Source organism: Pseudoalteromonas sp. APC 3224 (assembly GCF_030407535.1).
Classification (GTDB): Bacteria; Pseudomonadota; Gammaproteobacteria; order Enterobacterales; family Alteromonadaceae; genus Pseudoalteromonas.
In genome coordinates, this window is sequence record NZ_JASDDF010000006.1 from 36,569 (window position 1) to 60,072 (window position 23,504).

Genomic DNA, 23,504 nt, shown 5'->3' on the forward strand with positions numbered 1-23,504 from the left:
ATCATATTGTATATATTGACTTTGCATTTAATTAACATTAAATACTAGACTAATTATTTACATATGATGGATCGAACAGTTTGTGTTAGAGGATTATTACAAACAAATACAAGTTTTGGCGCAAGGAGGAATGAGTACGATATACCTTGCAACAGATCTAGAGTTGAATAGACAAGTAGCCCTCAAAGTTATGAAATTAGCTGGAGATAATACTGAGCGAGCCATCATCGAAGCAAAGTTAATTGCAAGCTTAAATCACCCAAATATAGTGCAGCTTTATAAGATAATTCATCGGGATGAACAAATTTTATTAGAAATGGAGTATGTTAAAGGAACGACCTTATCCCATTTAATGAAAGAACAGAGTCTCACTCTTACTAAAAAATTAGAAATACTTATTCATATCAGCGATGGCCTAGCTGCAATTCATGATAAAGGCATACTACATCTCGATTTGAAACCTGCCAATGTATTAGTTAGTGATGAAGACACAGTTAAAATAACAGATTTTGGTATCTCAAAAATTAAAGGGGCTGAAGCGACAAATATAGGCACTGATTATGGCAGTTTAAAGGCAATGTCGCCTGAACAATTGAATAATCAAACTATGGATTTTCGTAGTGATTTGTTTTCACTAGGGCTAATAGCTTATCAATTATTAACAGGCTACCATGCCTATTCAAAACAAGCATCGAGTAATATAGGGCAAGATTTAGCAAAACAAATAATGTCATTTCCTTGTAGCGCAAGTTATGAATCGATCAAAGAGTTATCTGCCGATTTAGTGCCTTTACTTAAACAATTATTAGCATTCAAAGTTGATAAACGACCTGAAAGCGCTCGTGCCGTAGCATCTCAGTTTAGGCGGATTTTAGACTCACTTAGTTTTGAAAACCTGACTGTAGATGTTAAAAGCTATCAAAATAATAACAACGTAAGTAAACGTTTTTTCAATAGAAGATTATTTCTTACTGTGGTTCTTTGTCTGTTATTGAGTGCGGGGAGCTGGCTTTGGTATTCATCGAAACCGATAGAGAGGATAGCTTTGATGCCAGTAGAATTTACAGTGAGTAGCCAAGTTACGGATACACAAAAGCGCTTACTTAGTCTTGGCGTCAAAGATGCGATAACCGAATATGTACTTGCGGATCGCAAGTTTGCTTTAATTTCGAGCAAGGAAGTTACACAAACACAATTAATACTTGGTAATGATGCAGGCCTAAATAATTTAGCTGCTGCGCTAAGAGCTACTAAGCTACTGATTCCTGTATTAGATTGTAGTCTTTTGTCTTGTGACTTTACACTAAACGAATTAGATAAAAACGCCACAATGGTAGGCACAACCCGAAGTGCAACAAATAAAGAAAGCTATCTAAATATTTATAACTCAACACTATCTTCAATACAAAACTTGCTTAGCCCAAGCATCCTGTCAAATAGGGAACTGTTATTGTCAGATGAGTTTATCAGGCAATATGTATCTTTAGTTACCCTAACTGCGAATGATTTAGGTAGTACTCAAAAGCAACGTGCCATGGCTGAAGCCTTGTTATCGCAACAGCCAGATTTTAAGCCTTTATATCCTTTATACCGAAAAATAATTTTACGACTTTATAAGTCTTCCAAAAATGTAGCGCTCATAACAAAGTTACAATTTCAACTTGAACGAGCGCCAACTTCATACAGTGACAGTCCTGCTTATTTAATTGACCTACTTGAAATATATCAACAAACGGGGGAGCACATTAAAGCCGAAAAAATTATTAGCAGAATTCAAAACTCATCATTAGAGGAATACCAAAGAGAAACTATTTTGGCTATTTATTTTAAGCGTATAGGTCGCCTTGAAGAATCTTTAAAGCATGCGAAAATGGCATATAAAATAAGGCCAACTTTATTAGCGACAAGAAACCTTGCAATAGCGTATCTCACATCGGGGAAACGTGCTAACGCATTAAAATATTTAAAGGAGGTATTAAGTTATAACCCTAACGATATTGTAACGCTAAAAACAGTCGCTGATGTATATTTGTTATCGGGTGACTTGAAGGCTGCAGAGAATAACTACCAAAAACTGATAGATTCGGGGCGGCAAAGCGCTTCTATTTATAGTAATTATTCAATTACTCTTTCTCTACAAGGTGAGTTTGTCGATGCATTAAATTTTGCTCAAAAAGCGATGATGTTAGATGCCAAAACAACTACCTTACAACTTAACTATGCCGATTTACTTCATTTTAAGGGCCGCTTTACAGAGGCCGAAAGCTTATATTTAGAAGTCAATAAGCAGCTTGATTCTTCGTCGCAGAACGTTGCAGAACAACTTGAAAAAGCACAAGTGTTGATTCATTTAGATAGAAATCAACAAGCAATGAACCAGATTGAACAGCTGTTAGCTACTAATTCTAATTTGGCAGAGGCATACTTTGTTAAAGCAATGCTACAAAGCTTGTTGAATGAAAAATACTCGGCGTTAGCATCAATAGAGCAAAGTATAAATTTGGGGTGGAGCCCAGTTTTTTACCGTTTACAATGGTTTAAGGGGTTATGCTCTGAAAATAAGCTGATGAGCTTAATAGGTAAAGAGCATTATAACTTTTTATGTCCAGTAAAAAATAGCGCAGAGTAAGCTCTGTACTAGTGTGGCTCCATATCTTCAATTATAACGCGTGGGTCTTGCGAAAAATAACGCATAAGAGAGTTAACGTCAGTGCTCTTTTTTGCAATTAATCGAAAATTAATTTCATAATTTGTACGTTGATCCAACTGCCCTGATACTACTTTTTTTGGATTCTCAGCCAATAGTTTGTTCAACTCCTGAGATAAGGCTTGATGCGGTAAAATACTAGAAATTGTAATAATTAATGACTTCCCTTCATTGGCAACAAGGCTATTTAGTTGGTAACTAAAGTTATCTTTAGCATCTGAAAAATAGCTGCCATTTTCAGAAAAAGTCCACTCCGATTCGTTTGCTAACTCATAATATAAGTTCAGGCTTCCACCTGTAGTGAGTTCTTTATAGTTGATTTTAATATCTTCAGCGCTAGAGCCTGATTTAGAAATAAACTCCCAAGAGTCATTTTCGTTTGGGATAACGCGAAAGCTAAGATCGTTCATGATAAAAGTCCTGTTTTAAATTTAAAATTTCTTATTTACTCCATGAGCATTTTAACTATAGATGTAATTAAGTATTCCACCAAAAAATAACAATAATTATTTTTGTTCAGAAAAAGTAAAAAAGCTTAACAGGCTTGAGAAACCACGTTCGGCCAGCGCTCTATAATATATTAGTATATCGCCTTGCAACTAACACCAGGTAGTGGCTCGGTAGCTTTACTATCTAAATGTCGGATAAAACATTGCTTACCTTTAATCATTAGTTCAAACTGATCCGGCATATTGAGCTGCTTGCCCATAATCGGATTTCCCTGAGGATCTTTATGATTAAGTCGCTCAAGCGTAACTGTGCTTGAGGTGACAAAAACATCGTCGGCTAATTGAACCTGCGAGCTATGCAGCAGTTGCGCAATTGCGTCGGCTACTTTAGCGCTATTGGGCTCAATTAGTAACGCATGTTGCAACTTAGGTGTGGGCTCTGAGCTTTGTGCTAAGCACCCCGTTAACCCTAATGTCGCTGCAGTCATGCTTATTACTAATAATTTGTTCATTGCTTATCTCATGTTATCACTAAGAATAAGATTTTGTTTTAGCATGGTTTGAATTCGCATATCTTCTACTTCTGGCATATCGGTGGCGATTGTGGGCGCAAAACCAAGAGCACTATTTGTTGAGCTTGGGGCAGGGCAACTGCCGCTTTCTCTATAGCTCAGCGCTGTACTTAATAAGTCTTCACTAGCATCACCTAAGCGCTTAGTAAAGTCATCGGCAACAGCACAACCAGCAATACGAACCGGTTGGCGTGCGTCATCAATGGTATTTTGCGGTGCGAAGCCATCTGAATATTCACCAAAACCTTTGTTATTTTCGCCAGTAAATTGAATAGTAAAATAAGTGGTGTCGCAGTTGTCGGTAGGGTAAAAACCATACGGTTTACCGCAGGTGCCTGCGCCTATCTGAATAATTTCAACATCTGCTCCGCGCAGCCCATTAATTATAGCCTCACTAGCCGAGCAAGTACTGCTGGTGGTAAGTACAAATACCCGTTCTAAGTTTAAGGTGGGTAACGGCGTGCCCGCTACAATTGCAGGATTATTTTCAAAGCCGACAAAACGATTTGTAAAAGGCATCGGCGTCAGTGCTTGGCCTGTGACGGGGTTGGTATTGGGGTATTTATCATTAAATATGGTGCGTTCAAATATTTTGCCTTGCGTGTTACTGCCCCCCACCATGTAGCCTACTTGGCTAGCCATTTGTAATAGCCCACCCCCGTTATAGCGCACATCAATGATTAAATCTTTAATGCTACTGGCAGCGAGTTGGTTAAAGGCGTTGTAAAGCTGTGTTTCGGCTATGGCGTTGTGGCTATTAAACTGAAAATAACCAACATCACCAGCGGCTAAATCGGTACGCACATTCATTACTGGTTGCGATTCGATGTTTTGAGACGTGAGTGTCACTGTGCGATTTTCATTAGTACTGATATCCCTAAATACAAACTCGGTAACTTTACCCGTTTGCTCGGGGAATAAACCTGCATTAATAATATCTACCTCACTCGATGAGATGGTGTTAATAAAATCAACGCCATCAACTTCTAAAAGCTCAAAACCACGAATAATATTTTGATTACTAGCTGGGGTATTTGGTTCGGTGTAGCTAACAACTGCTTGGCGTGGCGCGCTACCGGCAATTATTTTTACATTAAAGCCATAACCAAAGCTTAGACCGGATTGATTTTGTCTTTGCCACTCATCGGTCGGTAAACTAAAGTGAAAATTATCTTTTTTCGCACCTGAATCAGTCAGTTGCTCCGTTTTTAAAGTATTAAAGTAATCAATAACGCCTGATGTTAATGCTGGGTTGGTATCAATAATTTCGTCATACCATAGGTAGGTTTCGTTACTCCAAGAGCGTAGCCAGTTTTTTTCACTAATTGCTTGGCATTGACCTTTAAATTGCCCTGAACTGGCAAATACACCTGGAGTCCAGCTGCTATTATTAGTTGTTGGGTTGGTCGCATTGTCGCTACCTCCACCGCCACAACCTGTTAATACAGCGGCTAGCGAGCAAGAGAGTAATGTGTATTTAAGAGAAGATGGATTAAAAATGGCCATACGCATGCTCGTTTTTTAAACTGTTGAGCTAAATATAGCGGTTTTCATTTAGAGTTGATAGAGGCTTGCAGCATTTTTGTAACTCAAATATTGCCATGTAAGATCGTCGCTACACAGGCTGCGATAATGTTGCCATAACTCGTTGTAGTTAATATTAATTTGGCACACGGGGAAGTTGCTAGCAAACATCACTCTTTGCATACCAAAATGCTTTAAAATATGTTTAAAACATTGGTTTTGCTGCTCGCTATTAAGCATGAGTAATTCAAAACCTGAAAACTTAATCGCAACATTAGGCTGTTTTGCAAGTAGTTCAATTGCAGTTGCCCAGTTAGCAAGGTTGTGTGCAAGCCCTGAGTGATTAATGATTATTTGTAAACCACTAACTTGGTTGGCATAAGAAATGAGCCGCTCAGTGATGTTGAGGTTTTCTACTTCAAATTGGGCTTCAAAATGCAGCTTTAATTGGCTCAAGTGCCGCAGGTTATCAAGGCATTGTGGGCTCAATAAGCGCTCGGCATCATGACCTTCAGTGATATCTCTAATGCCTACAAGAGAGTGATGATCTAGCTGCTGAAGCGCTAGTTTAAATGCGTTATTTGACTGGTTAATTGTTGCAAAGCTAATTGCTTTATAAGGTATAGTTTTAATATGTTTGGCTAACCAGTTTAATTCTTTAACTGGTTGGTTATTATCAAACCCAGCTTCTATGTGCACTAAACCTGCGAGTTCAAAGTTAGTACTTTTGATCAGTTCAGCAACGCTGATGGGCTGCTTTATTTTATCTAAGTTAGACCAAGCTGGTGGGTTCGCACCTTGTAGCCAAGTGTATTGACCCTCCGGCAAATTAAAAAAGTGCAGATGCGGGTCAATAATTTTAGTACTCATTGTGCTGTGTAGCCACCATCAATACGTTGTAAGCTACCAGTAATAAAGCTGGCATCTGCACTTACTAAAAAGCTTACCAGTGCAGCAACTTCATCGGCTTGACCTAAACGGTTGAGCGGTTGTAATGCGGCTTCTTCTGCAACAATATCGGCTTTGTTAGCACCACTTCTTTTACAATATGCATCAATTGCATTATGAAATAACGGCGTTTCTATGGTGCCAGGGCACACTGCATTAGCGCGAATATTAAAGCTTGCGTAATCCAAGGCGGTGGTTTTAGCCATTGAAGCCAATGCGTGCTTAGTTAAGTTATAAGCAAATGAGTTTTGTTTGCCAATAATGGCCTGATCTGAGGCAATTAACACAATAGCGCCATCTTGTTGTGCTTTCATAGCTGGTAATACGCTTTGTATAGCCGCGTACGCACCTTTAACATTCAGTGCCATTAACGCATCGAATGTCGCTTCATCGGTGTGCTCAATTGTGGCACTTAGATGCTTACCAGCATTTGAAACAAGTACATCAATACGTTGTGTTTTTTCAATAATAGCCTGTATACACTGGCGTACGGCGGTTACATCACTAACATCACATTGATGAAAAACACCACTCTCACTGGGCTCAATATCTAAGTTATGAACCTGATAGCCGTTAGTTAATAATCGCTGTACTACAGCAAAGCCAATGCCTTTAGAGCCACCGGTTACTATTGCAACTTTTGACATACTTGTTCCTCTAATTAGCAATTAATGTGCGTGGCCGCAATCACCTTCAGCATGAACGTGGCCATGAGAGATTTCTTCGCTTGTTGCTTCACGAACGGATACAATCTCAACATCAAAGGTCAGTGTTTTACCAGCAAATGGGTGGTTTAAATCACAATCAGCATTAAAGCGGCCTACTTTTACGATAGTCACTTGATGGCGACCCTGATTTGATTGCACCATTGCAGTCATACCTGGCTTCCACACTTTTACATCGCCTTGTAAATGCTTAAGCGGAATGCGCTGAATTAAATCATCAACACGCTCGCCGTATGATTCACTTGGAGATAACGTTACGCTAAATTTATCACCAGCAGTTTTACCTTCAAGTGCGGTTTCTAAACCGGGTAGCATGCCTTCGCTGCCGTGAATGTAACTTAATGGCGCGTCGTTAAGGCTACTTTCTATTTGCTCACCGGCTTCGCTAAGGGTGTAATGAAATTCAACGGCCGAATTTTTACTGATTTGCATGCATGTCTCTTTAAGATTTAAATAAATTAAAAAGCAATTTTACGCGAAATACTGCGCTTTAGAAACTTAACGGGGATGATTTAATGTATTTTGTAAGTCGAGTAACAGATCTTTTTTAGCCGGTGTGGTTTTAGGTGTCGCAGCTTGGGGTATAAATAAAACTAACTGAGTCCCAGGCTTTAATACGCTAGATGCTGATAACTTATTCCAACGTGCTAAATCGCTATGAGCAACGCCATACAACTGACTTATATTCCACAGGTTATCACCGGGCTTAACGTGGTAATCTACCTCGATGGTTGGAATGACGGTCTCTTTTTGTTCCAAGTAAGGGCTTATTTTATAGTTAATAGTGAGTGATTCAGGTAACGTTTGAGGCTCTCCTAAAATAAGTTTTTCGCCAACACCAATAAAGTTATTTTGCTTATTATTGAGCTGTTTTAGTGTCTTTAAAGGCAAGCCAAAATGCCTAGCAATACCGTATAGTGTGTCATTTTTTTTGACTATGTATTCGCCTGCAAAATTGGCTTTAAAAAAACGGTTTTTTAGTAAAGCTTGTTGCTCAATAGGAAGCAACAAAGTATGCGGGCCATGGGGGGAACTTTGGTTTTTTAAATAACCTCGATTGAGGGCATGTAGTTGCTTTACACCCATGCCAGAGAGCTTGGCCATAATTGAAAAGTCGAACTGTTTTGCCACATTTAACGAGGTGGTCAGTGCTTTGTAAGGAAGCTTTGGCCGTTTAAACTTTGCTTTAGGGTGCTTTACTAAATAGCTTAGTGCTAACAGTTTTGGTACATAGTCAGCGGTTTCTTTTGGTAGGGTTAATGCCCAAAAATCAGTTGATTTACCTCTTTTTTTATTGCGCTTTATAGCGCGTTTAACTCGGCCTTCACCGGTGTTATAGGCCGCAAGTGCATGCAACCAATTACCATCAAAACGTTTATGTAAATAGCTTAAGTAATCTAGTGCTGCATCGGTTGAGGCCAATACATCTTGGCGTCCGTCGTACCATTGATCTGATTTAACCCCAAAATGATGTGCAGTTGCTGCAACCAGTTGCCATACACCCACAGCGTGCTCACTTGAGCGGGCGGTAGGTCTAAAGCCACTTTCTACAAATGGCAGTAATGCCAGTTCCATGGGGAGCTGCTTTTGCTCTACTTTTTTTACTATATGGTATAAAAAAGGCTCTGCACGGCGAGACACTATTTTTAAATAATTCGGTTGTTTTAAATACCAGTTAATGCGTTTCTTTAACGCCTGATTTTGCTCAACCGGTAAATGTAAGTTATCAGCAATATGTGCCCATAAGTCAGTTGGTTGAGTTACTTTTAGGGCTTTAGGCATTGTTTTTTTATTAATGATTTTTTTGGTGTTTGTAGAGGTCGGCGTGTTTGATTGTGCGGTTTTTTGCTCTACAGGTGCAGGGACTACAGGCGCAATGATCTCTGGCTGTGTGGTTTTACAGCTACATAGCAATACAATGGCAAAGCATAAGATCAGGTGACGCATTTTGTTCCTTTTTAAAAAATATATTTCCATATTTTAACACAATCCATTGTGTTCAGTTATTGACTGTTTTTAGCGCGAAGTAATCCCGATTGCAAAAATAAGTTACTTGATTTTATATCAAGTGGTTCTTGTTGGTAAGGTTTTAGTGCTTCACTTGGGAAGTTTTTTTGTAATTGCTCAATACTGGCTTCAGGGTTGTTTTTAACATGCTCCGTAATTGCTTCTAAAAACGTGAGTGACTGTTTTAATTTAACTTTATCGACTAAATTGCCATGGCCAGGAATAAAAAGTGACAGCGAATTATTATTTATATATTTTTTTAATAAACTTTGCCATTGCTTAAGCTTGCCATGCCCTGGGTAGGGGAGCCAGTCAATGATATCACCACCTATTAAGGTTTTACCCTTGTCAGCAAGTAATGTTAAATCGCCATTAGTATGTGCCTGATACGGGTTGATAGTTAATACATAATTTCCTAAATCTAATGTTTTAGGCTCACTAATACTCATTTTTGGTGGTGTTAGTTGATAATTCTGCCAGCGAAATAGGCGTGTTTTAGCGCGAGTGAGCTTTTCTCGCCATTGAGTTTGCTCAGCATCGGGTAAGGTGGCTAATCGCTGATAGCTCAGCTCAATGCTTTTTTCGAACCCCTCTAGCTTATCTGTTAATGCTTGCTGATAACGCGAAAAGTCGTTAGCGACTTGTTGGTGAGAAATCAGTTTTGCGTCTGGGAAGTAATGCTGCATAACCGCCATGCCCAGTAAGTGATCGTCATGAAAATGAGTGGCAACTAAGTAACATAAAGGCGTCTTTAGCTGTTGTTTTAGTTTGGTAACCAGTTGTTCTACTGCTGCAAAGTTACCACTGGCATCTACCAGTAAGGCACACTCACTGCCCTGAATTAACACTTGGTTAGAGTCGTAAAAACGTAATCTATCTGGCTGCTTGATAAATTGAATATTAGCCGATAACGATTGCCACTCAACTGCTGCATTGCTTTTTGCATGTATAAATAGGCAGATTAAAGGCAGTAAGCACTTACCTATTTTTTGAGCTTTAGTTAAAAGTGGTTGCATCTTTTTCTCTAGCTATATTTTGACGGTAAAAACAATAAAAGCGCAAAATGCGCTTTTATTTAGTGTGTTCAGAGTTTGAGCTTAAGTATTGACTCAACTTATCAATCAATTGATCTTGATGCTCAAGCTCAACTGATTTTTGAGTTTTTGCTTCAAGCAATTCGTGGCTTAAATTCAAAGCAGCCATAAGTAATGCTTTTTGATCGTTTCTGACTGTTGAACGTTGTTTCATTTGTTCAACTAAATCATTCAGATTTTTGGCGGCCGCTTTTAGTGCCTCTTCTTGCCCAGCCGGACAAGCAAATTGCTGCTCTTTACCAAGCAATTCAACAGTGACTCGCTGGTTTTGCAGCTCAGACATTAGCTTGCCTGTTGTGCGCTTTGTAATTTATCTAATAATGATGACAAGGTGGTGCTTGCATCTTTTTGTTTTTCTTCATTTTCAAGGGCCTCTAACTGTAATAACTCATTTTCATCAAGCAGTTTACTGTTTTGCTCTTTAAGCTCTGTAATATCAGTTTGCAACTGATTATTACGGGTAATTAGTTGGTCGATCAGTTGTTCGAGTTGTTGAAGAGTATTGTTGTTCATAAATGCGCTCATATAACTGTAATTAATGTCATGCAAATGTAAAGCAAAGTGTGTTTATTTGCCAGCATTTACGCTGGTTTTAGGTGATTTTTATTCTATGTTAAGGGATAATTCATGCTATTGGCTTTTTCATTCAGAAATGGTTCACGTAAACACCCGCTTTTGCTGTGACGATTGCCAAAGCAGTGTGCTTTATGGTTCACTAATTTTATTAAACAGCGTATGGCGAAAATAAATAATGCTTAGTTACAGACACTCCTTTCATGCGGGTAACCCTGCCGATGTACTTAAACATTTAGTGTTAGCGCAAGTGCTGGGTTATCAAACAATAAAAGATAAGCCGCTTGACTATATCGATACGCATTCGGGTGCTGGTTTTTTTGAGCTGTCAGCACCAGACGCGCAAAAAACCCAAGAGTACCAAGATGGCATAGAAAAACTTTGGCAACATACTAGTCAGCACGGTGCCTTAAATGACTACATTGAGTTAATAAAATCGTTTAATGAAAGTTCGTCTCTGGCGTTTTACCCAGGTTCACCAAAAATCGCCGAACACTTTTTGCGCCGCCAAGATAAGGGCTGGTTTTTTGAGTTGCATCCGCGAGATTTAGTCTTACTTGAAGAAAACATGCAAGGTAAGCGATCTATTCGTGTACGCGGCGAAAATGGGTTTGCAGGCTTAATTGGCCTGTTACCACCAGCCTCACGCAGAGCCTGTGTGTTAATAGACCCACCTTATGAAATAAAAGACGATTACAATACGGTAGTACAAACCATTGTCAAAGCCCACCAACGCTTTGCGACGGGTACATATATGATCTGGTATCCGGTTGTGGACAGAGAACGTATTGATAATATGGAGCAGGGTTTAATTGACGCGGGAATTAAAAATATTCAATTATTTGAATTAGGTACCGAAGCAGATACAGAAGTACATGGTATGACCGCCTCTGGAATGATAGTGATAAATCCACCATGGAAGCTGAAACAAACGATGGATGACGTGTTACCTGAACTAGTAAACTTGTTGAGTAAGCCTAGTGGTTTTTACCGTAGCGAGCAGTTAGTTGCCGAATAAAAATAAAAAAGCCTAGGGTCTGTTGACCTTTGCGGATTAAAATTTGTTCAAACTAGGGGCGGTTTAATCGCGGCGGGAGGTTTGTAACCTAGTGGGCTAAGTAAAAACCGAGCAACAAAGAGTAAATCGCCCTTAGGCAGAACCCTTCGGGCAGCGCCTGTTTGGCATTGATGCTGCGTTATCGCCTATTTATGGGGAATAACCACACCACATAGGCTCTGCCTTGCCTAAATACCAAACAGACTGCTGCAAATTTAACCTTGAAAGATCAACAGACCCTAGTTTAACTAGGCTTTATACTGATCTGCTTAGATGCGGAGTATTGTTACGCTTAATCAAAAGTAAACAGCGTTAAAGGTAGCAAGTTGGTTGCCTGCCTCATTTTGTAATACTAATTTTTCACCATTAATTTGCCATTGCGTTGCTGCCTGAAGCACAGCCGCCATCGCGCTTTCTTGTTCCATATTTTCATGACACATTTTTTGCGTGGTAGCTAACTGCGTAAAAGTAACCGTTTGCTTCGATACTTCATAACCGCCATTAAAGTTATTGCACCCTAAAAAACCGTGCACAGTGTTGTCACTATTAAATTGAATAAATGGCTCTTTAGTATTCACTTCAACGGGATTGCCGTCGATTGAAACGGCTTTGAAGTAGGTATTTACTAAGTCAACGTCTGGCTTTGGCGCTACTTTTGAAACAATAATTTCTAAAGGCTCTGATGAGGCCGTATTAGCAAAAGGCGAGTTACTTGTTGTGCTGGTGTATAGTAAGTTTCCTTGATTATTAATGGTTGCGCGCACGCTGTAGCGATGGGCTGGATCAATTTTTTCAAGGTTGTATTCAAGCTCTACTTTATACGGAGGTGCGCCTACTAAATCAATTACCTGCTCAGAAATAACGGTTGCTGCTACATCCATTTTTGACACATCAACCAAGGTAACGGTTAGCTGTGAATTAGGCGCTAATAGGCTGCGATCTAGGTAGCTAACTTGTACTGGTAGAGAGGCTGTTGTTTGTTTCACAGCGCTATTTTGCTGTGCGGTGTCATCGTTACATGCGCTAAGCATAAGTGTGCCACTTGCTAAAAAACATAGGCCTGCAACCGACTTTAAGATTGAGTTTGGCTTTGGTGAGAACATAACAGTTCCTAGATATAATTACGGATATAAACAGTAGCATACGGCTAAGTTACTTAATCATCGCTTAACTTGTAAATACAGCCAATACAGAAAGTTGAGATATAAAAAAAGACGCTAGGCGCCTTGATTCGTTACTTATTTTTTAACGTATTTAGTTAAAATTACAATACGTTGTCCATCAACACGCCCTTCAATATGTTCTGGGTTGCTGGTTAAGCCAATATTACGCACAGCAGTACCGCGTTTTGCTGTTAAGCTACTACCTTTCACATCTAGATCTTTTATTAACGTAACGGTGTCGCCAGCTTGTAGCACTACGCCATTACTATCAATGTGTTTAATATCATCATCTTCAGCAAGCGCTTGCTGAGCCCATGTTAATGTATCTTCTTCAAGGTAAATCATATCAAGTGCGTCTTGTGCCCAGCCATTATCGGCTGCTAGTCGTGTCAGCATGCGATAAGCAACAACTTGTACCGCCGGTGTTTGGCTCCACATGCTGTCATTTAAACAATGCCAATGAGTAGGAGTTAAATCGCTGGTGCCCTCAATTTGATCTTTACATGTTTGACAGGTGTAAATGCATTTATCTGAATGAGCTTCGGTAACTGGAGGTACTTCGTATACAGTTAAGTTATCTGTTGCTGCGCAGAGTTCACATTGGTTGTTGCTACGCTCTATTAAGGCTTGTTTAATGCTCATATTAGGGGCTCTTGTGAGTTTATAAAAAATTTATAATCGCATTATACCTTATAACCATAACCTTTGGGTATGCTCAGAGCGGCTGATAGCAGCAAAACCTTATAAAAAATAAGGTTAATAAAGGTTTTTATTTTAAGAATATAAATTTAGGCTTAGTTGCTTGTTTTTTATTCGAATTAAAATTGCAGCAAGTCTTTAAAGTTTCACTATACTGGTTAGGTATAACAATAAAAATAACGCTTACATCACTGCAAAACAGGAAGGGTAATGCCAAATAATCCAGACGTAAAAAATTCATCTATTTTGGTCACTCAATATATTGCTAGGCAACCCATTTTTCATGCTGATAGAAGCATTTTTGCCTTTGAGTTACTTTATCGCGATTCAGTTAATAATGCCTTTCCTGCGGGAACAACCGACGGGCAGGCCACTGGGCGACTTTTTTTTAATGCGTTAATGCTGGTTGGGGTGGAAAAGCTGGCGCTTAATCAGACCGTGTTTATAAACCTATCTAGCGAAGGGCTTTTAGAGGATTTACCTACATTATTACAGCCTGAAAATACTGTAATTGAAATTGTTGAGCGTACTGAAAATATCGAGCTTGTTACTCAACGAGTAACTGAGCTAAAAAAAGCAGGGTATGTATTTGCGTTAGATGATTATGACGCGCATGAAAAATGGCAACCTTTGCTCAGTTTGGTTGATTATATAAAGCTTGAAGTAGAAGAGCCTATAATAAAAACCACCATGCTACTTAAAAAGCTCAAACGCAATCACCCTGAGGTTAAAATAGTGGTAGAGCGAATCGAAACGTATGACGAATTTAGGCAGCTTAAAGAAGCTGGATGCGATTACTTTCAAGGATTCTTTTTTGCACGGCCAGAAATGCTCAGTTACGGTAATGTTGAGCCGTTAAAAATGGCGGTTTTTGATTTATTGCGCTGCACATCTCGTCCTGATTTGGATTTTAACGAAATTAATCAACGTATTTCTAAAGATGTGGGTTTAACCGCACGTGTTCTCAAACTAGTTAATGCTCGCTCTGCTAATAAAAATTTAGTGATTACGTCAATTCCACAAGCGGTTGTGTATTTAGGGGAAGATTCTATTAGAAAGTTTGTACGAGTACTGGCGCTGAGCGAACTTGGCTCAGACAAACCTAGTGAACTTACTCGTTTAGGTTTATGTAGAGCGCAGTTTATGCAATTGATTTTAGAGCCTGGCGGAAAGATTATTGCAGAGCAAGGCTATTTAGTCGGCTTGATGTCGGTGCTTGATGCTATTTTAGATATGGAGCTGGAAGCTATTGCTAAAGAGTTTAGTTTAGGGGCTGAGTTATCCGGTGCACTATTAAGTTTTGATGGCATGATGGGTAATTCTTTACATTTAATAAAAGCGGTAGAGGAAGATAATTGGCAATTGGCTAAAAAGTTGTTAGAGACTATTCGACCTGCATCAAATATAGAGCTGGTGTATACAGCCATGTTAGATGCACGCCAATATGCGGATGAGTTATTAGCCACCATTATTGAGCAAGACTAACGCAAAACGTTTGGGTATGATTGGCACATATTGATTTTACTTAGTATTACACCATGCGTTTATTTTTACCTATTACCACTATTTTAATTGCCTTAGCTTTATTAATTCCCGGGGTGACTCAGCCCGTACTGAGTATGGAAGGTAAAATTGATAAGTCTAAACTTGCTCAAGCCGGTATTGAAATGTTGGCAGATGAAAGGAATCAAAACACCCGTAATATGCTAATGATGGTCTCGAGTATGTTGGGGTTAGATAAACTTGAAGGCGAGATCAGCGCTTATCAAAAAACGCGTAGTATTTGGGGCACCGTTAACGAACTGGCCGATAACAAAAACTACTTAGTGGCGATATTAGTGGCGTTTTTTTCAATGGTGATCCCAACAATTAAGCTGCTGCTTCAATTGTTGTATTGTGTGCTGAAGGAGACTTCGTTTAAGCACAATCTTGGTAAGGTGATTATCGGTTTAAGTAAATGGAGTATGGTGGATGTGTTTGTTATTGCATTAATAGTGGCTTACATGGCTGGTAATGCAAACGCGAACTCAGAAGATTTACTTAATATGCATGCTGAGTTTGGTACTGGTTTTTGGTATTTTACCGGCTATTGCTTGTTCGCCATTGCGGCTAGTAGCTTGATAAAGCCAGTGGTAAAAACCAGTTAATGATTGAGTTTTAAACGCAGTTACCATAAACTTTAAATGTCTATTTATTATTAGGTTAATTCATTGCAACGTATTTACTGTATTTTACTCACGCTAACTTTGTTACTCACTTTTGTGGGTCAAGCTGTTGCGTCTGTATCTATGGTATGTGATATGCCGCATATGAACATGGCAACCCATGCATCGATGCAGCATAGTGAAATGGCAATGAGTGACGACGCTGATACAACAACCATGTCTATGGATTGCTGTAGTGAGCAAAGCACGTTAACCCAAGATTGCAGTTGCCCGATGAGTGCTTGTAATTCGCATTCGGCCTTGCATGTAAACTCGCTATTTATAGCTTCCAAATTATCCTCTGAAAAAGTGCACCTTGCTGTCATGCAGCGCCAACCTAATTTTGCACGATCTCTTTATCGTCCTCCTATGCCTGCATAACCGCAGGATAGGTGTATTCAAAATCTAGCCATTTAGCTTTTTGTCATCTATCTGCTTAAAAATTTAATCGTTTTTTATTTTTTAAATTTAAGTGGAGCAAGTGATGAATCACTTCGCAGTATTAAAAGCCGTTTGTGTGAGCAGCTTGTTGAGCATTAGTGTCTCTGTACACAGTGCTGAACTGAGTTTAAATGAGGCAATTAACTATGCCTTAAACCATGAGCCTTGGCTTAAAGCCAGCAAACAAAAACAAGCATCAATTGAAGCAAAAAGTATTGCCGCAGGTACCTTACCTGATCCGGTACTCACGCTAGGGTTAATGAACTTACCCACTAATGGTTTTGCTTTTGATCAAGAAAATATGACCCAATTTAAAGTAGGAATTAGCCAATCGTTAAGCCGAGGCGATAGTTTAGCATTGCAGCAAAAGGCACTGTCTCAGTCGGCTGCGGCAGAGCCTTGGCTTCGTAAAGATAGACTCGCGCAGGTAAAAACCACAGTGACCGAGTCATGGCTCAATGCGTTCAGAGCGCAGCGAACTATTGCACTTAAGATATTATTCGTGCGCAATTAGAGCTAACCCGCCTTGAAGATAAACTAATGCAACTTGATCAACAGCTACAAGGTGCTAAAAAGCGGTTAGCACAATGGTTGCCCATCGACATGCTAAGCCAGCCTGTTGGTGAGGACTTTTCACAGGTTTCAGCGTTAAAAAACTACGCGGAGTTAGAGTTTCAGCAATTAATGGCATTGCTATTAAAGCACCCCGCTATTATGGCGATTGATGATGCAATAGAGGCAAAGTAAACTCAAATCAGTGTGGCTGAGCAAGGCTATAAACCGCAAATTGGTGTGAATATGGGATATGGTTATCGTGATGATATGCCAATGGGGGGCTCGCGAGCAGACCTTTTCTCTGTGGGAGTGAGTATCGATTTACCGCTATTTACCGATAATCGCCAAGATCAACTAGTAAATGCTGCCATTGCTGATAGCGAAGAAGCTAAAACACAAAAATTAATTGCCCTTAAAAAGCTACAAGGAATGTACTTTAAGGAAGTCAGCCAACTAACACGATTAAGTCAGCGAGCAGCGCTCTATAAAACTAAATTATTGCCGCAAATGGCCGAGCAATCCCAAGCGACCCTTAATGCTTATACTCGCGATGATGGTAATTTTTCGGATGTGATGCAAGCGCGGATCAGCGAATTAAATGCCAAAATAGACGCACTTAATATTCATGTTGATCAAAAAATTATTATTGCACGGTTAAATTATTACGCCAGTGCTGATGACGCCAGCTTAAAAAACTTATCACAGCAGGAGCTAACCTATGAATACTAATTTAAAATTGTCATTGGTGGCTATATGCAGTGCAGCGCTGACGGCCGGGGTGTTATTGAGCTTGCCAGCTGAGCACACTATGCCAAGCAATGACAAAACCAGTAGTAAAAAAGAGCCGCTTTATTGGGTGGCACCAATGGACAGTAATTATCGTCGTGATGAACCGGGTTTATCACCTATGGGTATGGATTTAGTGCCTGTTTATGAAGAGTCAGACAGTGATGCAAATGAAGGCCCCGGCAGTGTTAAAATTTCACCTACCGTGATTAATAACTTAGGTGTACGCACGGCACCGGTGGAGTTTGCAGTGCTGGAAAATGAAGTCAACACGGTAGGCTATGTACAGTATAACCAAGACCAGCTCATTCATATTCATCCGCGGGTAGAGGGCTGGGTAGAGACATTATATGTGAAGGCAGCAGGCGATCAGGTTAAACAAGATGAGCCACTTTATACCTTGTATTCACCGCAATTAGTCAATGCCCAAGAAGAGTTTGTTTTAGCGTTAAAGCGCAATAATCCGGTGTTAATTCGGGCGGCTAAAGCACGTTTAAAATCGCTTAATGTGTCTGAGGGTTTTATTTCACGCTTACAAAAAAGTCAGCAAGTGCTACAAAATATTACTTTTTATTCTCGCCAAGGTGGCGTTGTTGATGAGCTTAATATTCGTGAAGGGTTTTACGTTAAACCAGATACATCAATGATGAGTATTGCTCAGCTTGACGAAGTGTGGGTTGAGGCTGAGGTATTTGAACGCCAAGCTGAGCTGATCCGTGTTGGCTTACCGGTAACCATGACACTCGATTATTTAAGTGGTCAACGTTGGCAAGGGCAAGTGGATTATATTTACCCTACTTTAGATGCTAAAAATCGTACTTTACGAGTGCGTTTGCGCTTTAATAACCAAGGTCATCAGTTAAAACCAAATATGTTTGCGCAAGTGAGTATTCATAGCCAAAAAGCTGAAAAGCAGTTAATTGTGCCTAAAGAGGCGGTTATTCGCACTGGTAGCCAAAACCGCATTGTAATTGCGCTTGGTGAGGGGCGTTTTAAATCGGTTGAAGTAACCTTAGGGCGAAGCGATGCGACTCATACTGAGATTTTATCGGGTGTTTTGGCTGAAGATGAAGTGGTTACTTCTGCGCAGTTTTTAATTGATTCAGAGTCGAGTAAAAGCTCTGACTTTAAGCGTATGCAAGCCCCTTCGCACAGCACCATGGCAATGAGTGATAGTGACCCAAGCATGGCTACTGTGAATGGGGTTATCAACAGCATTGACCCTAGCACGCGGGTTATGAATATTAGCCGTGAAGCGATTGAAAAGTGGGGGCGCGGACCTGCAACTATGGACTTTGTGTTAGCAAAAAATGTAACCATTGAGACGTTTAAGCTAAATGATGAAGTTACATTTACCTTTAGTATTGAGCAAGGTGAGTTTGTGATCCATACAATGACTTCTGTGCACGCTATGCACAGTCAGCACGAGTAGGAGTGGTTATGATTACTGCAATTATTCGCTGGTCTGTTGTTAATCGTTTTTTTGTACTGTTACTGACCGCTATATTGATTGGTGGCGGCTTGTATGCTGTAAAAAACACCCCAGTAGATGCCTTACCCGATTTATCTGATGTACAGGTTATTGTTAAAACATCTTACCCAGGGCAAGCGCCGCAAGTAGTGCAAGATCAGGTCACATTTCCTATAACCACGGCGATGTTATCGGTACCAGGGGCGCAAACAGTACGCGGTTTTTCGTTTTTTGGTGACTCCTACGTGTACGTTATTTTTGACGAAGACACCGATTTATATTGGACGCGAAGTCGTGTTCAAGAATATTTAAGTCAAGTATCTGCGCGTTTACCCAATACGGCAATTGCAGAGCTAGGCCCGGATGCCACAGGAGTTGGCTGGGTGTATTTATATGCACTCACTGATACCACAGGTAAGCATGACATCAGCCAATTACGCAGTTTACAAGATTGGTTTTTAAAATTTGAACTGCAAACTGTACCCGGTGTGTCCGAAGTGGCATCGGTAGGCGGCATGGTCAAACAATACCAAGTAAACGTTCAGCCCGATAAGCTTCGTGCTTATGGTATTCCGCTAAGCCTTATTCAAACTGCCATTAAGCAAGGCAATCAAGAAATGGGTGCATCGGTAGTTGAGATGGCAGAAGCTGAATACATGGTAACCAGTACTGGCTACGTAAAAAGTGTTGCTGATTTAGAAGCCATTCCTTTAGGTATAAACGCTAACGGTACTGCACTACAGTTACGTGATGTTGCTAATGTGCGTTTAGGTCCGCAAATGCGCCGCGGTGTTGCCGAGCTTAACGGCGAAGGCGAGGTGGCAGGTGGCGTAGTGGTTATGCGCTTTGGTGAAAACGCGCAAAAAACCATAGAGCTCGTTAAAGCTAAATTAGAGTCACTTAAAAAAGGGCTACCAGAGGGGGTTGAAATTGTACCTGTGTACGATCGCTCTCACTTAATAAAAGACGCAGTTGATAACCTCACCTCTAAATTAATGGAAGAGCTTATTGTAGTGGCTTTAGTGTGTGTGGTGTTTTTATTTCATATACGCTCATCGCTGGTGGCTATTATTACCTTACCGTTAGGTATACTCACCGCTTTTATTATTATGTATTGGCAGGGAATTAACGCCAATATCATGTCATTAGGCGGGATTGCTATTGCGATTGGTGCTATGACTGATGGTGCGATTGTGATGATTGAAAACATGCACAAGCATATGGAGAAAAAACCGCTAACAGATGAAAACCGTTGGCAAGTGGTGATTGACTCTGCCAGTGAAGTTGGGCCTGCGTTATTTTTTAGCTTATTAATCATTACCGTGAGCTTTATGCCGGTATTTATTTTAGAAGCTCAGGAAGGGCGAATGTTTGCGCCATTAGCGTACACAAAAACCTATGCAATGGCAGCTTCTGCTGGCTTAGCAATTACCTTAGTACCCGTGCTGATGGGTTATTTCATTCGGGGTAAGGTGATATCTGAAAATAAAAACCCAGTTAACCGTTTACTGGTAAATAGTTATAAGCCGCTGTTAAACCTAGTACTAAAATTTCCAAAAAGCACCTTGCTGATTGCACTAGCTATCACTTTAGTGGGCTTTTATCCGGTAAATAAAATAGGCAGTGAATTTATTCCACCTCTTGATGAAGGTGATCTAATGTATATGCCGACTACTTACCCAGGAATTTCAATAGGTAAAGCGCGCGAGCTATTGCAGCAAACCGATAAATTGATTGCCACTGTGCCCGAGGTAAAAACCGTATTTGGTAAAATTGGACGAGCGGAAACGGCAACCGATCCGGCACCACTGACCATGATTGAAACCTTTATACAGTTTAAGCCTAAGGAGCAGTGGCGCGAAGGCATGACCACTGAAAAGCTCAAGCAAGAGCTGGATGCTTTAGTAAAGCTCCCAGGACTCACAAACGCTTGGGTAATGCCAATTAAAACGCGGATAGATATGCTGGCTACAGGGATTAAAACCCCTGTGGGTATAAAAGTCGCGGGCCCTAATTTGAATGAAATTCAAAAAATAGGTCAACAAATAGAGGTATTACTTAAAGATCTTCCCGGTACGGCGTCTGTTTACTCAGAGCGTGTAGCGGGTGGACGTTATATTAAGGTAGATATTAACCGTGAAAAAGCAGCGCGCTACAGTTTAAATATTGCTGATGTGCAACAAGTAGTCGCAACCGCAATTGGTGGCATGAACGTGACTGAAACGGTTGAGGGTCAAGAGCGCTACCCTGTAAATCTTCGTTATCCGCAAGCGTACCGTGACTCCCCTGAAGAACTGATGCTTTTACCTATTGTTACTCCAACGGGTCAACGTATCGCACTTGCTGATGTGGCGGATGTATTTATTAGTGATGGCCCGCCTGGGATAAAAAGTGAAAATGCCCGTTTAAATGGTTGGAGCTTTATTGATATTAAAGATACAGATATTGGTAGCTATGTAGCAAATGCTCAGCAGTTACTAAATGAGCAGCTAATTTTACCTGCTGGATACTCTATAACTTGGGCTGGGCAATACGAATATATGGAGCGTGCCAAAGCCAAACTGAGTTATGTGTTGCCGCTGACCTTAGCCATTATTGTAGTATTGCTTTACCTTAACTTTAGAAGTTTCACCGAGGTATTTATTATTATGGCGACTTTACCACTGGCGATGATAGGAGGTATCTGGCTAATGTACTTAGAGGGCTTTAACTTCTCTGTTGCTGTAGGAGTCGGCTTTATTGCCCTTGCTGGGGTGGCCGTAGAAATAGGCGTTATAATGTTGGTGTATTTAAATCAAGCCTATAAAGCGCAGATAGAGGCTGCTTCTAAAATTGGTAAAAGCTTGAGTATAGAGCAGCTTAAACAGGCGATACTAGAAGGTGCGGGTCTACGAGTACGTCCGGTAATGATGACAGTGGCAACCATAGTTATTGGCTTATTACCGGTGCTTTATGGTACAGGCACGGGCAGTGAAGTAATGAGTCGAATAGCCGCTCCTATGGTCGGCGGTATGTTTAGCGCCATTGTTTTAACATTGCTGGTATTGCCTGCTGTGTATTTATTGTGGCGAAAGCGCAACCTATAATATTTACACTGATTATGTAACTTGTACTGAAAATATCAGTACAAGTTAGGCAATCTTTTCTTTATCTACTGATTTTGTTGAATTTCTTATTGGCATGATTCACGCATCTATTTAATCAATAGTTTTAAAAAGTAAGGAACGCACATGCAAGTTAAAACAATTCAAGAAGTGTTCGATTGGACCGTTCAGTTTCATACACAAATGGCGGCTAATTTTTTTAGCGTAAGGGATTTACTTGGAGAGCATAACAAACAGTTAATTGATTATTGTGTTGAGTATGAAAAAAAACTTGCTGAGGATTTAATCGGGTTTAAAGCAATCACTGAAATAAATACTTTAGATACATATTGTTATGAATATTTTTCAGAGCACTCAGAAATCATTAGCTTTACTGATTTAGATCGCAGTAATGAGCTAGATGAATTAGCGATTCAAGAGTATTTATCTCAGCAGCATCAAAAAGTATTAAATGCATATAGTTATTTGGCAGATAAAGCGCAGTCACCAGAGGCTCAAGAAAAGCTAGGGGAGATCTTACAGCTCGAAGAGCAAGGTCTGAAGCAGATGATGCAAAGTATTAATCGTCATGTAGATATGTAGCACTGGGTGTTATGCATAAAAAAGGCGCTGTAATTAGCGCCTTTTTCGTGTTCATACTAGTAGGGCAGATTTAGCTTTGCTCTACATCCACTACTAAGTCACTTGTAATTGACTCAAGTGCATTAATAACTTCTTCTTTATTTAATCCGTTAGGTAGGCTCACGGTGGCAACAGCACTAAATATAGGCACTCCCCAGTTTGGCGCACTTTGCTGCCTAGAGTTTAAGTTTGTAATGTTCGCGCCTTTATGGCGAATAACACTTGCTAGCTCTTGCACTATACCTGGGCGATCGTTACCGGTGATCACAAAATTAAGTTGCTCAAGCTCTACAGGCTCAATTTCAGTGTTGCCCTTTTCAATGCGAACATCTAACTTAGGAAGCCCATTGAGCGCATTTTGAAATGTCTGTAAATGCTCTTCAGCCACTTCAACCTGTATAATGCCTGCAAAGTGACCGAGTAAGTGACTCAAGTTACTGCTTAACCAATTGCCATGGTTTTCTAATATAACCGATGAAATACTTTCTACTAAACCGGGGCGATCTTCCCCTAAAATAGTTATTACCAACTGCTTCATAATAGTTCTCTTTTTAAGCCCAAATGAAAAAATAAATGCATAGGCATTAAGTGATGCGATCTAATGTATTTGATTCTAAATGTATGTAAAAGCTAACCACAAAAGGATTGTTACATCTTAGGAGGTTACTTTATTATTGTTATATTAGATGCCCATTGAGTATTGTCTTGGATAAATAGTTTGTCCAATTAATAATTGATTTAGTTCATTAATAACGCAAAAATAAATATAACCACTAAAATAAATAATTCTTTAGTATTATTTTA

Annotated in this window: 21 protein-coding genes and 1 pseudogene; 9 read left to right on the forward strand and 13 right to left on the reverse strand. The window is 40.0% G+C overall.

The features are described 5' to 3' along the window. Nucleotides 1–82 precede the first annotated feature (82 nt). Entirely contained in the window at nt 83–2,629 is a 2,547-nt protein-coding gene (locus QL989_RS04420) for a serine/threonine-protein kinase (protein ID WP_290168556.1), read from the forward strand. Nucleotides 2,630–2,637: 8 nt separating this feature from the next. Here the strand turns inward: QL989_RS04420 and QL989_RS04425 are convergent, their stop codons facing one another. The 10 genes from QL989_RS04425 to QL989_RS04470 all read right to left on the reverse strand — a co-directional run bounded on the left by QL989_RS04425 (nt 2,638) and on the right by QL989_RS04470 (nt 10,539). Continuing rightward, nucleotides 2,638–3,117, reverse strand: a complete 480-nt coding sequence (locus QL989_RS04425) for a hypothetical protein (protein WP_138604954.1) — start codon at nt 3,115–3,117, stop codon at nt 2,638–2,640. 170 nt (nt 3,118–3,287) lie between these two features. After that, nucleotides 3,288–3,668, reverse strand: coding sequence for a hypothetical protein (locus QL989_RS04430; protein WP_249363145.1), 381 nt, complete (start codon nt 3,666–3,668; stop codon nt 3,288–3,290). Between the two features lie 3 nt (nt 3,669–3,671). Continuing rightward, nucleotides 3,672–5,234, reverse strand: coding sequence for a S41 family peptidase (locus QL989_RS04435; protein ID WP_290168561.1), 1,563 nt, complete (start codon nt 5,232–5,234; stop codon nt 3,672–3,674). Between the two features lie 48 nt (nt 5,235–5,282). Then, on the reverse strand, nt 5,283–6,122 hold the full coding sequence (locus tag QL989_RS04440) for an amidohydrolase family protein (RefSeq protein WP_290168564.1): 840 nt from the start codon (nt 6,120–6,122) through the stop codon (nt 5,283–5,285). After that, nucleotides 6,119–6,847 carry an SDR family oxidoreductase gene (locus tag QL989_RS04445; RefSeq protein WP_290168566.1) on the reverse strand — a complete coding sequence of 243 codons (729 nt, stop codon included), beginning with the start codon at nt 6,845–6,847 and terminating at the stop codon, nt 6,119–6,121. The genes QL989_RS04440 and QL989_RS04445 overlap by 4 nt, the downstream gene beginning before the upstream one ends. Before the next feature lie 21 nt (nt 6,848–6,868). Beyond that, nucleotides 6,869–7,357 carry a peptidylprolyl isomerase gene (locus QL989_RS04450; RefSeq protein ID WP_290168568.1) on the reverse strand — a complete coding sequence of 163 codons (489 nt, stop codon included), beginning with the start codon at nt 7,355–7,357 and terminating at the stop codon, nt 6,869–6,871. A gap of 66 nt (nt 7,358–7,423) precedes the next feature. Then, nucleotides 7,424–8,872, reverse strand: coding sequence for a transglycosylase SLT domain-containing protein (locus tag QL989_RS04455; protein WP_290168571.1), 1,449 nt, complete (start codon nt 8,870–8,872; stop codon nt 7,424–7,426). A 56-nt stretch (nt 8,873–8,928) separates the two neighbouring features. Then, nucleotides 8,929–9,948, reverse strand: coding sequence for an MBL fold metallo-hydrolase (locus tag QL989_RS04460; protein ID WP_290168573.1), 1,020 nt, complete (start codon nt 9,946–9,948; stop codon nt 8,929–8,931). A gap of 55 nt (nt 9,949–10,003) precedes the next feature. Beyond that, nucleotides 10,004–10,309, reverse strand: coding sequence for a cell division protein ZapA (locus QL989_RS04465; protein ID WP_010391716.1), 306 nt, complete (start codon nt 10,307–10,309; stop codon nt 10,004–10,006). After that, entirely contained in the window at nt 10,309–10,539 is a 231-nt protein-coding gene (locus tag QL989_RS04470; RefSeq protein WP_008113449.1) for a hypothetical protein, read from the reverse strand. The genes QL989_RS04465 and QL989_RS04470 overlap by 1 nt, the downstream gene beginning before the upstream one ends. Before the next feature lie 238 nt (nt 10,540–10,777). Here QL989_RS04470 and rlmJ point away from each other — a divergent pair, with 238 nt between their 5' ends. After that, nucleotides 10,778–11,617: a 23S rRNA (adenine(2030)-N(6))-methyltransferase RlmJ gene (gene rlmJ / locus QL989_RS04475; protein ID WP_290168575.1), complete on the forward strand. Its 840-nt coding sequence runs from the start codon at nt 10,778–10,780 to the stop codon at nt 11,615–11,617. 335 nt (nt 11,618–11,952) lie between these two features. Here the strand turns inward: rlmJ and QL989_RS04485 are convergent, their stop codons facing one another. Next, on the reverse strand, nt 11,953–12,759 hold the full coding sequence (locus QL989_RS04485) for an META domain-containing protein (RefSeq protein ID WP_290168577.1): 807 nt from the start codon (nt 12,757–12,759) through the stop codon (nt 11,953–11,955). A gap of 135 nt (nt 12,760–12,894) precedes the next feature. Continuing rightward, complete coding sequence (locus tag QL989_RS04490) at nt 12,895–13,461, reverse strand: alkylphosphonate utilization protein (protein WP_290168579.1); 567 nt, start codon at nt 13,459–13,461, stop codon at nt 12,895–12,897. Nucleotides 13,462–13,728: 267 nt separating this feature from the next. Here QL989_RS04490 and QL989_RS04495 point away from each other — a divergent pair, with 267 nt between their 5' ends. From QL989_RS04495 to QL989_RS04525, 7 genes and pseudogenes are all read left to right on the forward strand, one after another. Continuing rightward, a complete protein-coding gene (locus QL989_RS04495) occupies nt 13,729–15,003 on the forward strand; it encodes an HDOD domain-containing protein (RefSeq protein ID WP_290168581.1) in 1,275 nt (424 codons plus the stop codon). A 53-nt stretch (nt 15,004–15,056) separates the two neighbouring features. Continuing rightward, a complete protein-coding gene (locus tag QL989_RS04500) occupies nt 15,057–15,665 on the forward strand; it encodes a paraquat-inducible protein A (RefSeq protein WP_290168584.1) in 609 nt (202 codons plus the stop codon). A gap of 63 nt (nt 15,666–15,728) precedes the next feature. After that, nucleotides 15,729–16,103, forward strand: coding sequence for a hypothetical protein (locus tag QL989_RS04505; RefSeq protein WP_024601952.1), 375 nt, complete (start codon nt 15,729–15,731; stop codon nt 16,101–16,103). 103 nt (nt 16,104–16,206) lie between these two features. Continuing rightward, nucleotides 16,207–17,447, forward strand: a pseudogene (locus QL989_RS04510) (TolC family protein). Beyond that, nucleotides 17,437–18,936, forward strand: a complete 1,500-nt coding sequence (locus tag QL989_RS04515; RefSeq protein WP_290168586.1) for an efflux RND transporter periplasmic adaptor subunit — start codon at nt 17,437–17,439, stop codon at nt 18,934–18,936. The pseudogene QL989_RS04510 and the gene QL989_RS04515 overlap by 11 nt, the downstream one beginning before the upstream one ends. An 8-nt stretch (nt 18,937–18,944) precedes the next feature. After that, complete coding sequence (locus QL989_RS04520) at nt 18,945–22,061, forward strand: efflux RND transporter permease subunit (protein WP_290168588.1); 3,117 nt, start codon at nt 18,945–18,947, stop codon at nt 22,059–22,061. Nucleotides 22,062–22,205: 144 nt separating this feature from the next. Then, nucleotides 22,206–22,661 (forward strand): hypothetical protein, encoded by a 456-nt coding sequence (locus QL989_RS04525; RefSeq protein ID WP_138606602.1) that lies wholly within the window; start codon nt 22,206–22,208, stop codon nt 22,659–22,661. Between the two features lie 70 nt (nt 22,662–22,731). Here the strand turns inward: QL989_RS04525 and QL989_RS04530 are convergent, their stop codons facing one another. Then, nucleotides 22,732–23,238 (reverse strand): ACT domain-containing protein, encoded by a 507-nt coding sequence (locus QL989_RS04530; protein ID WP_010391731.1) that lies wholly within the window; start codon nt 23,236–23,238, stop codon nt 22,732–22,734. Nucleotides 23,239–23,504 lie beyond the last annotated feature (266 nt).